The sequence below is a fragment of the Clostridium psychrophilum genome (genome assembly GCF_018861705.1).
Lineage (GTDB): Bacteria > Bacillota > Clostridia > Clostridiales > Clostridiaceae > Clostridium_AD > Clostridium_AD psychrophilum.
Window position 1 is genome coordinate 1 of sequence record NZ_JAHLEC010000208.1, and the last position, 2,531, is coordinate 2,531.

General features: G+C 26.0%; 4 protein-coding genes. 2 read left to right on the forward strand and 2 right to left on the reverse strand.

Annotation, left to right across the window (positions count from 1 at the left end; genetic code table 11):
• Window positions 1–313: 313 nt before the first annotated feature.
• Entirely contained in the window at window positions 314–448 is a 135-nt protein-coding gene (locus KPL38_RS20160) for a hypothetical protein (protein ID WP_281419379.1), read from the reverse strand.
• Between the two features lie 58 nt (window positions 449–506).
• The gene (locus tag KPL38_RS18935) at window positions 507–1,106 is read right to left on the reverse strand and encodes a PAS domain-containing protein (protein ID WP_216290692.1); all 600 of its coding nucleotides are present in this window, start codon (window positions 1,104–1,106) and stop codon (window positions 507–509) included.
• Between the two features lie 288 nt (window positions 1,107–1,394).
• Between KPL38_RS18935 and KPL38_RS18940 the strand changes: the two genes are divergently transcribed.
• Complete coding sequence (locus tag KPL38_RS18940) at window positions 1,395–1,625, forward strand: helix-turn-helix domain-containing protein (RefSeq protein WP_216290694.1); 231 nt, start codon at window positions 1,395–1,397, stop codon at window positions 1,623–1,625.
• A 73-nt stretch (window positions 1,626–1,698) separates the two neighbouring features.
• Window positions 1,699–1,791 (forward strand): SHOCT domain-containing protein, encoded by a 93-nt coding sequence (locus KPL38_RS18945; RefSeq protein ID WP_216290693.1) that lies wholly within the window; start codon window positions 1,699–1,701, stop codon window positions 1,789–1,791.
• Window positions 1,792–2,531 lie beyond the last annotated feature (740 nt).

Below are 2,531 nucleotides of genomic sequence, written 5' to 3' on the forward strand. Positions count from 1 at the left end.
AAATATGTGTCTTTGAATCCAATAAAAGAAGAAGAACTTCTCATTATAGAAAAGGCATCATCATAAAAAAATTAAATGTATAAATTGCGACAACTATGTTGACAAACTCCGGTGTCATGGTGCATAAAAATCACAAGGGATTGCAAAATGTAATTTAAGTTAAATTATAATCCCTATCACACTACAAATTAGTTGGTAGAAATATGATTCCGACTCATGTGAATTAATAGATAAAGCATTATTTTGGAGTATACTCTAAACAAATAAAAAGAAGCCCTAATTAAAGGGCTTCTAACTAAAAATAGGATTCAATTTAATTGTAGATTGTAACAAAAAGGTTTGAACCAGCACCCGTTGATATTGTTACCTTATGTCCAGAAATTTGATGTGTTTCATTCATGATTTGACTAAAATCGCTTCTATTATAAATCTGATTTCTGTCTTTCATTTAAGATGGTTCTTCCATAGTAATCATTTTTTACTATTCACTGTTTTTGTGTTTTTCTTTACACTACTAATTTTATGTTTGTTATATCAACAAGAGATAAGACGACACCTTTAATTGAATTTTCAAATGTAAAACATGGTGCACATTTGAATAAATACCATTTTCCATTTTTACTTTGAATTTCCTTCTCGGACGAAATATGACTGTTTAATACTTCACTTGCACCTATATTTAAGTCATCATTAATCAAATTATTAGATATATGATGCATTGGGCGTCCAATATCCTGAGTTATAAGGTTTATCTCTTTAACAATGCTCGGTGTAAACTTTCTTACACAAAGATTTTCATCTAGAAAAACAATCCCAATATCAGTACTGTTTAGATAGTTTGTCATATCATTGTATAAATCATACAATTCTTTATTCTTATACTTATAATGGGTGTTAATCTCTTGTAATTCATTATTTACTGATTGATATTCTTCGTTTTTACTAAGTAAATCTTCATTGTAAGAACGCTGGAATTTCTTTGATACTTGGAGGCAATCCTTGGTAAGCTTTAATTCTCCTTCTAGTTGTATAATTCTTTCATTCGTTTTTATTTCTAAATCATTTTTTTCTGTAATTAAATTTATAACTGGCATTATATCTTTCATAATGCATATCTCCTTTTGTTTTAATATTCTTTATATTTATTCAATTATGTTACATTTAGTTTGTAAGCTTTACTTTTATCTACAATTAAAAAATTTTCATAATATTACTTTTTCTATATTTAAATTTAACTTTTGAGTTTATTTTTGTTTTAGCGTAGATAACGATAATTGAACATGCTATGATTATATCAGTTCTAACTATCGTTATTGGCTATTATTTATAATCTTTAACAAAAATCCTCTAAATATTTAATATATTTTAAGAGAGAAAGGATGTGTTATTGTAATATGTATAAATTTACACTTAAATTACAACAAGTTAGGAAGCGCAAAGATATGACACAAAAAAGATTAGCATTTGTAGCAAGTGTATCTCAAAGCCATATTAGTGAGTTAGAAAGAGGTCACGAAAGCCCCACATTAAAAACTGTAGAAAATCTAGCTGATGCACTTAAAACACACCCATATGATTTATTAGAAGTGGATAGCTTTAAAAATAAAAAACACTACATCAAATAAGTTGGATTTAACAATATAACTGGGGTGATGTTGTTGGGAGTGGAAGAAAAAACAAAAAATAACAGATGCGTTTATGAAATATAAAGAATTATTAGATGAGGGCATTATAACAGAAGAAGAATTTCCTATTAAGAAAAAAGAATTATTAAGAATAATAATAAAATAATAAAATATAAAGGTAATTAGGAAGGGGCGAAGTCCATCTAATTACCTTTAATCTTACTAAATAATGTGGAATATTTTAAGTAGTACAATTATAACAACCACGTCACCAATTATCTCTAGCATATAATTCACACTTCTTTTTATCCTTAAATCATAGAGTATTTATATCGTACTTTACTATCAATCTCTTATATCATATCATAGTTTTCGACAAAAACATACAAAAGCAGACACACAGACCCTATATATACCATTTCAATTCTATCTTCAATCATAAATACACTCCAAATTATAATTTAAGAAGCAAGTTTTTACATTGTAACATAAAATTTGAATTTAATTATTGTTTCTATGCCTTTGTATATAATCAGATACTATTATTATTATTATTATTATTATTATTATTTGCCTCTTTAATATAGAAGTGTTAGTGTGTAAGCTCAGGAGGTGACTATAATAGTTAATGATAAGCTATATTCAATAGATCAAATATGTGAGTTATTTGAAACATAAAATTTTAATTTAAGATATATAGAAAAAACCGTGGGTTTAGATATTAAGCGAAATAATTATAGCAAAAAAATATATAGTCAAAAAAATATTAAAACATTAAAATTCATATTTGAATTAAATGATCAATTGCAATAACAAGTTGAACCAATTTGTATTTATGACTTAAATCGTTGAATTTACTTATGCTGCATAAATTATATCTAATTGTGCTTCGAATAGATCTTCAGG